The organism is Rhodococcus sp. MALMAid1271, assembly GCF_049195265.1.
Taxonomy (GTDB): Bacteria; Actinomycetota; Actinomycetes; order Mycobacteriales; family Mycobacteriaceae; genus Rhodococcoides.
The window spans coordinates 1-1,358 of record NZ_JBMIRQ010000045.1 but is presented as its reverse complement, the minus strand read 5'-3'; the positions used below and the strand labels follow the sequence as shown (position 1 = coordinate 1,358).

1 protein-coding gene is annotated in these 1,358 nt (G+C 61.5%); it reads left to right on the top strand.

Translation table 11 applies throughout. The features are described from left to right. The first annotated feature begins 53 nt into the window (after positions 1 to 53). Positions 54 to 1,354 (top strand): IS3 family transposase gene (locus ACOQFP_RS03475; protein WP_421583461.1). Its coding sequence is split into 2 segments (ribosomal slippage): positions 54 to 327 and positions 327 to 1,354, totalling 1,302 coding nucleotides; the frame shifts between segments, so codons are not numbered across the junction. The last annotated feature ends 4 nt before the right edge of the window (positions 1,355 to 1,358 follow it).

Here is a 1,358-nt window from a genome sequence, read left to right as displayed (position 1 = left end):
TGAATCACCCCAGGTTTGATGCCGCTTCCTTCTGAGTCAGGAAGGATGAGCACATGCCCAAGAAAATCGATCCGGAGGTCCGCGCGAGGGCCCTGCGGTTGCTCGCGGACCACGGTGCGGAATACGCGTCGTTGACAGCGGCCGCCGAGGCGATCGCCAAGCAGGTCGGCGTCGGCCACGAGACCGTACGACGCTGGGCAGTGCAGGCCCAGGTCGATGCTGGAGCGCGAACCGGGACAACCTCGAAGGAATCCGCCGAGATCAAAAAACTCAAAGCGGAGAACAAGCAGCTCCGCGAGGATGTCGCGATTCTCAAAGCGGCTACGACTTTCTTCGCGGGGGAACTCGACCCCCGCAACCGATGATCATGAACTTCATAGATACGTTGCGTGCCAACGGTTATGCGGTCGAGTCGATCTGCCGCGTCCTGCGTGATCAGGGCTGCAAGATCGCCGCGAGAACCTACCGGGCGTGGCGTTCACGCAAGCCCGCGGCGCGCACTGTCTCCGACGCCCGAGTCGTCGATGCGGTGCGCTCGACGGTGTGGTGCACCGACGAGGGCGGCCGCCGGAAGATGACACCGGAAGGGCTGTACGGCAGGGTGAAGATGCACGCTCATCTCGACCGGACCGTACTGCCCGGGGTGTCCTACGGCGCGGTTGACCGAGCGATGAAGTTGCTGTGCCGCAATGGTATTCGTCGATCGAAGGGGATTCGGACGACTATCGCGTCGGCCGACGGTGTTCGGGCCACCGACTTGCTCAATCGGCAATTCAGCGCTGTTGAACCGAACCGAGTGTGGGTCACCGACTTCACCTATTGCCGAACATGGGCCGGGTGGGTGTACGTCGTGTTCATCATCGACGTGTTCTCGCGTCGGATCGTCGCGTGGCATGCATCGACATCGAAGACTGTGGACCTGGTGACGATCCCGCTTCGGATGGCGCTGTGGCAACGCAAGAGGGAGGGCCATGCAGTGAAAGCTGCTGAGCTGATACATCATTCGGATGCCGGCAGTCAGTACACGTCGGTCATGCTGACCGAAAGGCTGAAGCTAGAGGAGATCGCGGCATCGATCGGATCGGTCGGGGACGCCTACGACAACGCCCTAGCCGAATCCGCGAACGGGCTGTACAAGACCGAGTGCATCCGCACGACGATCTTCCATGCCGGGCCGTACAAAACGCTCTCCGACGTCGAGTTCGCGACCGCTGGTTGGGTCGAGTGGTACAACCACAGACGGTTGCATTCGAGCATCGGCCAGATGCCCCCGATCGAATACGAAACGCTCCACTACTCTGGCCTCGGCACCGAGGATCAGCACCAACTGGAGGCGGCACAAAACCTAGGGTGATTCA